4 protein-coding genes are annotated in these 6,443 nt (G+C 71.0%); 2 read left to right on the top strand and 2 right to left on the bottom strand.

The window, feature by feature from the left end:
- Both AC1DU6_RS16430 and AC1DU6_RS16425 read right to left on the bottom strand, forming a co-directional pair.
- On the bottom strand, positions 1-1,513 hold a 1,513-nt coding region (locus tag AC1DU6_RS16430; protein ID WP_477858355.1), incomplete at its 3' end, for a sensor histidine kinase.
- The gene (locus tag AC1DU6_RS16425; RefSeq protein ID WP_477858354.1) at positions 1,510-3,828 is read right to left on the bottom strand and encodes a hybrid sensor histidine kinase/response regulator; all 2,319 of its coding nucleotides are present in this window, start codon (positions 3,826-3,828) and stop codon (positions 1,510-1,512) included. The genes AC1DU6_RS16425 and AC1DU6_RS16430, both read right to left, overlap by 4 nt.
- Before the next feature lie 139 nt (positions 3,829-3,967).
- Between AC1DU6_RS16425 and AC1DU6_RS16420 the strand changes: the two genes are divergently transcribed.
- Positions 3,968-5,134 carry a response regulator gene (locus AC1DU6_RS16420; RefSeq protein WP_477858352.1) on the top strand — a complete coding sequence of 389 codons (1,167 nt, stop codon included), beginning with the start codon at positions 3,968-3,970 and terminating at the stop codon, positions 5,132-5,134.
- Complete coding sequence (locus AC1DU6_RS16415) at positions 5,134-6,378, top strand: urea ABC transporter substrate-binding protein (RefSeq protein ID WP_477858350.1); 1,245 nt, start codon at positions 5,134-5,136, stop codon at positions 6,376-6,378. Before AC1DU6_RS16420 ends, AC1DU6_RS16415 begins: the two co-directional genes overlap by 1 nt.
- Positions 6,379-6,443: the final 65 nt, after the last annotated feature.

Below are 6,443 nucleotides of genomic sequence, written 5' to 3'. Positions count from 1 at the left end.
CCAGGCGGGACAAGGCCTGGCGGCCCTGGGCCAGCAGGTCGATGCGGCTGGTCGGTGCCAGCGCCTTCAGCAGCGCGGTCAACGTTTCGTGGCCACCGCTGTGGGCCGCCTGCACCAGCAGCACGCGCTGCGGTGGCGGGGCGGGCGGTGGCGCCAGCTCAGGGCAGGGAGCCGGCGGCAGGCTGAGCTCGAACTCGCTGCCGCGGCCCGGAGCGCTGCTTGCCGAGAGGGTTCCGCCCATGCGCTCGGCCAGCGCGCGGCAGATCGCCAGGCCCAGGCCCGTGCCGCCAAAGCGTCGTGTCGCGCCGGCCTCGGCCTGGGCGAAGGGCGTGAACAGGCGCGCCAGTTGGTCCGGCGCCATGCCCAGACCGGTGTCACGCACGCGCAGGATCCAGCCGCCGGCCGCATCCAGCTCGGCGCTGAGCTTGACCTGACCGGTTGGCGTGAATTTGACGGCGTTGACGAGCAGCTCGGTGATGAGCTGGGTGAGGCGCACCACGTCGCCGCGGCGCGCGCCCGCCGCGCCCAGCAGCTCCGGCGAGGCGATGTCGCAGACCAGTTCCAGCTGCTTGGCCTGGGCCGCCGGCCGCACGGCTTCGAAAGCACTGGCCAGCAGCTGCTCGAGGTGCAGGGGCTCGGCGGCGAGCTGCATGCGGCCGGCGTCGAGGTCGGCGTAGTCCAGCAGGCCATCGATGAGCCTGACGAGGGACTCGCCGGCGCTCGCCACCTGCTGCAGCCGGCCGCGTTGCTCACCGGGCAGCCGCCCGGCCAGCATCAGCCTTGTCAGGCCGAGCACGGTGTTCATGGGCGTGCGGATCTCGTGGCCGATATTGGCCAGGAAGTCGGATTTGGCCCGCGAGGCCGCTTCGGCTGCGGCGCGCGAACGCTCCAGTTCGATGAGACGGGCTTCGATGAGGTCTTCGGCCGTGCCCAGGCCCCTGGCAGCGGGCGCGAGTTGGGTCAGGCGCCCGAGCTGGCGCGACAGGCCCCACAGCGCGACGCAGAACATGGTCTGGCACAGCCCAAGGTTGGCGATCAGCGGCCAGCCTTGCATCAGCCATTGCGGTGGCGTGCCGGAGAAGCGCAGCAGCGTGGGCGGCGCGAGCATGACGACGAGCAGGCTCAGCGAGATCCAGAGCGCCTCGCGGGCGCGCCAGGTCGTGAACAGCAGCAGGCTGCCACCCATGGCCCAAGGCGCAAAGCTGCCCAGGGTGTAGAGGCTCGGTCCAGGGTCGGGCCGCAGCGTGAACACCAGCATGGTCAAGGAGAAGTACAGGGCCAGCAGCGTGACGCCGATGCGCTGCCACAGGCGCAGCCGCTGCGGCCGCCGCCAGACGAGCAGGGCCAGGGCTGAGAAGGCGGTCGCGATCAGCGGATAGGCGATGCGGTCGCTGGGTTCGATGACACCCATGACCGCCTCACTCGCCCAGGCGAACAGCGCGGAGGCGACGATGACCTTGAAGAGCCAGCGCGTGCCGACCGGGCCGAGGACGACGATGACCGGGGCCCTCAAGCCATGCCCTTCAGCACGAGGGCCGCGGCATCAAAGTCGAGTGCGGCCAGGGCCTCCTCCAGGCGCTGGCGCACATCGGGTGCCAGGCCGCTGTGGGCGCCATGGGCCTGCCACCAGTCCAGCGCGCGGCTGTCGCTCTGAGTCAGGAGCCGATGCAGCTCGGCCACGTCACCCGGGCCGCCCGGGCGCGGGGCCGCCGCAGCATCCCAGTTGCGCGCCAGGGCGGCCTGGATCTCGGTCTGCAGCAGCGCCAGGGCAGGTTCGACGCGGCCGAGATGCCGGCTGGCGCTGTCGGCGTCGGCCGCGGCGGCACTGCGTTCCAGCGCGAGGGCGGCCTGGTGCAGGGGCTGAGCGCCCAGCGTCGCGGCCAGGCCCTGCAGCGTGTGGGCCGCGCGGCGCAGTTCAGCCCAGTTACCAGCAGCCAGCCAGTCGGACCAGCCGGCCAGCCCGGCGGTGTACTGGTCGGCAAAACCCTGCAGCGTGCGACGGTAAAGCGCCGTTTGGCCATCGAATTGGCGCAGCCCGGTCTGCAGGTCCAGCGCCGGGCGCGGCGGCAGCGGCGCCGGGGGCTTGGCAGCAGGACGGTAGCGCTGCAGCTCGCGCACCAGGCGGGCCACGTCCAGCGGCTTGGCGATATGGCCCTGCATGCCGGCAGCCGTGCATTGGGCGCGCTCCTCGGCCAGCGCATGGGCCGTCATGGCCAGCACGGGCAGGGCGTCGAACTCGGGCAGCTCGCGCAGTTTGCGCGTCGCGCTCAGGCCATCGAGCACGGGCATCTGCAGGTCCATCAGCACGAGGTCGTAGGCGGCTGGCCCGCGCGCCAGCAGGCGGTCCAGGCCTTCCTGTCCGTTGGCCGCGACGTCGACCTGGGCGCCGCGGCTGCTCAGCAGGCGCAGCGCGATCTCCTGGTTGACGGGATGGTCCTCGACCAGCAGCACGCGCAGTCCGGCCAGGGATTGGGCATCCAGGCCGGCGGGCCGGTCGGCCGGGGCGTCGCCGAGCAAGCGGCGCAACTCCCCGGGCAGCAGCGGCTTGGGGCAGAGCGCGCGGGCGCCGAAGCTGCGCGCCTGGGCCGGGCCGTCGTCGACGCCTGGCGGGCAGAGCACGGCGATGCGCAGTGCCGGGTGATCGCGGCGCAACTGGGCCAGCAGTTCGGCACCGGTTGCGCCCGGGCCGGGCAACTGCCAGTCGAGCAGCAGCCACTCGAAGGGYTTGCCGGCCTGGTGGGCCTCGACCAGCGCGGCCCGCGTGCTGGCGGCATCGGTGCTGGCGGCCAGGCCAGCGCCGAAGCCGAGATGGCGCAGCAGGGCCAGCGTCGCCTCGCGACCCTCGGGGCGGGCCTTGGCGAGCAGCAGGCGTTGCGGCTTGAGCGGCGCGGGCGTCGCGGCGCCCGCGTCCAGCGGCAGCGGCAGGCGGATCTCGAAGCTGCTGCCCTGGTCGGGCGTGCTGTGCACGCCGAGCACGCCACCCATCAGCTCGACGAGGCGGCGCGTGATGGCCAGGCCCAGGCCGGTGCCGCCATGGCGCCGCTGCATGGGCGCGTCGCCCTGCCGGAATTCGCGGAACAGGCCGTCGAGCTGCTCCGTGCTCATGCCGATGCCACTGTCCTGCACGGTGAGGCAGAGCGGCACACGGCCCTGATCGTCGGTGGGTGCGGCCGCCAGGCGCAGCTGCACCTGGCCCGCCGGCGTGAACTTGATGGCGTTGGCCAGCAGGTTGACCAGCACCTGCTGCAGCCGCAGTGCGTCACCGCGGAGCTGGCCGCGCGAGCCGAGCAGGCTGGCGTCGGCCCAGTCGCAGATGAGCGCGACAGCGGGGTTGGCATGCACCGGCCTGACCAGCTCCATGGCCTGGCCGACGACGTCCTCCAGCCGCAGCGGCAGTGACTCGATCGCCATGTGACCGGCCTCGATCTTGGCGACGTCCAGCACGTCGTTGACGAGGCTGAGCAGCATGCGCGAGGCGGCATCGGCCTTGGTCAGCAGGTCACGCTGTTCGGGCGTGAGCTGGGTCTGCAGCGCCAGTTGCGTCATGCCCATGACGGCATTCATGGGCGTGCGGATCTCGTGGCTGAGCTGGGTCAGGAAGCGCGTCTTGGCTTCGGTGGCCGACCGGTGTGACTCGGCCGCATCGACGCCGCGCCGCAGCACCAGCATGCACAGCGCGGGCAGGGGCAGCAACAAGGTATTGATGACCAGGGCAGCGTCGACGGCCGCGCCGCCTGCGTCGCGCAGGCTCCAAAGCAGGGCCAGAAGCGCCAGCAGCGCCGCCATGGCAAGCCAGAGTAGGCCGAGCGTGAACGTGCGCTGGGGCATGGGCGATCGCGTGTGAACTTGCCGATTATGGTTGTCGCGGATGACCCGAATGTGCGACGGAATCCGTAGCCACGCCCTGGGGAAAGCCCCGGGCATGCCTGTGGTTGTCGGGGAGGTGCAGCGGTTATTCTGACCCGCCATGCCGCTCATCCTCGTAGTCGACGACCAGCCGAGCAACATCCATGCGCTCTACCAGCTGCTGGTGGACGAATGTGAGGTCTCCATGGCCACCAGCGGCGCCGAGGCGCTGGCCTTCTGTGCCCAGCAGCTGCCAGACCTGATCCTGCTTGACGTGCTGATGCCCGAAATGAGCGGCTATGAGGTCTGCGACCGCCTGAAGGCCGATCCGCGCACGCGCGGCGTGCCCGTCATCTTCGTCACCGTGCAGGGCAGCGCCGACGACGAGGCCCAGGGCTTTGCCCATGGCGCGGTCGACTACATCCCCAAGCCCTTTGTCGACGTCGTCGTCAAGGCGCGGGTGCGCACCCAGCTGGCGCTCAAGCTGGCGTCCGAGAGCTTTGCGCGTTCGCAGATCGAGCTCTTCCAGCGCGACAAGCTGGCCTCGGTCGGCCGCACCATCTCGGGCATCGCCCAGGAGCTGAGCTCACCGCTGGGCAACGCGCTGATCTCGGCCTGCACGCTGCAGGACGACTTGACCCATCTGYGCGGCTTGTCCGGCACCAGCAACATCAAGCGCAGCGACCTCGACAAGCACCTGCGCGTCAGCGAGGAGAGCGTCGGCCTGGTGCTGTCCAACCTGCAACGCACCCTGTCCATCGTCGACTCCTTCCTGCAGTCCACGGCCGACAACTTCGGCGACCAGCGCCGCAGCTTCTCGCTGCTGGAACTGGTGCACGAGGTGGTGGCCGGTCTGGCACCGGCACTCCAGACTCACCAGGTGCGCTGCGAGCTGGACGCCGGCGACGATCTGCACCTGCTGAGCTTTCGCGGCGCCCTGGCCAAGGTGTTGTCCACGCTGATCCAGAACGCCGTCAAGCATGCCTACCGCGAGGCCGGTGGCGAGGTCCACCTGCGCGTGCGGCCGCTGGGCACGGACCAGCTCACAGTCACCGTGCAGGACCATGGCGTCGGCATCCCGCCCGGCATGCTCGGGCGCGTCTTCGACCCCTTCTTCTCGACGCGTTTCGGCCCCAACCGCAGCGAGCCTGGCCTGTACATCGTGCGCAATCTCGTCACCTTTGCACTGGGCGGGCAGATCCAGGTCGAGTCCACGCCCGGCGTGGGCACGACGGTGCGGTTGACGCTGCAGCTGATATCGCCCGAGGCGCGGCGCGCGGCGGGTTGATGCTGGCAGGCATTCGCGCCCGACTGGCGTTGCTGGGCGGCCTGCTGCTGGTGCTGGCACTGGGGCTGGGGCTCTATCTGTTGCAAAGGCCGTCGGCGCAGGCCGCGCAGGGCCCCATCGTCATCGGGCTGCTGCATGCCTTGAGCGGCCCGATGGCGGCCAGCGAGGCGCCGCTGGTGGCGACCGTCAAGCTGGCGGTGGAGGAAATCAATGCCGGCGGCGGTCTGCTGGGCCGACGCGTCGAACTCAGGATCGAGGACACGCGCTCCGAGCCGCGCGTTGCTGCCGCCGCCGCCGAGCGCCTCATCAGCACCGAACATGCGGTCGCCCTGTTCGGCTGCTGGTCGTCCAACTGCCGCCAGGCCGTCAGGCCTGTCGTCGAGACTCATCGCCATCTGCTGTTCTACCCGCTGGCTTACGAGGGCATGGAGCAGTCGCCGAACATCATCTACACCGGCCCCACGCCCAACCAGCACGCACTGCCCGCCACCGACTGGGCCATGCATGGCTTCGGCCGGCGGGTCTACCTCATCGGCAYCGACGGCCTCTACCCGCGGCGTGTCAACGCGATGCTGCGCGACTTCATCCTGCTGAGTGGCGGCCAGGTGCTGGCCGAGCGCTATGTGCCGCTGGCAGGCACCGACATGGGCGGCGTGCTGGCCGACCTGCTGCGCGTCCAGCCCGATGTCGTCATCAGCACCATTGGCGGCAGCAGCAATCGCGCCTTCTTCGATGCCCTGGTGGCGGCCGGCCTGACCGACCTGCCGCTCATGTCCCTGCGCGCCGCCGAGCCGGAGATGACCGCCTATGACGGCGGCCGGCTCGACCGCCATTTCACGGCCTGGAGCTATCTGCAGTCGCAGCCCGGGCCGGCCAACGAGGCCTTCCTGGCGCGGCTGCGGCGCAGCCAGGGCGAGGGCATCCAGGCCAGTGATCCGGCGGTGTCGGCTTACATCGGCGTGCAGCTCTGGGCCGCCGCGGTGCGCGAGGTCGGCAGCGCGCAGACGGACGCGGTCAATGCCAATGTGCTGCAGCAGAGCATCTCAGCCCCCCAGGGCTTCGGGGCGGTGGACAGCCAGAGCCGGCATCTGTGGCGCCAGCTGCGCATCGCCCAGGTCAAGCCGGGCGGTCAGCTCGCCGAGGTGTTCGCGCTGCCGCGCTACATCAAGCCGGCACCGTGGCCGGTGTTCCGTTCGGCAGAGCACTGGATGGCGGTGCTGCCGCGCACCGAGGGCGCGCCGTGATCGCCGCCGTGCCGGTCGTGGAGTCGACGCGCCGCGCCTGGCGCGTCGGCCCGGCCCTGCTGCTG

Source organism: Roseateles sp. P5_B10 (assembly GCF_056400485.1).
The sequence above is the reverse complement of the archived record's forward strand: the minus strand, read 5'-3'. Positions and strand labels throughout refer to the sequence as shown.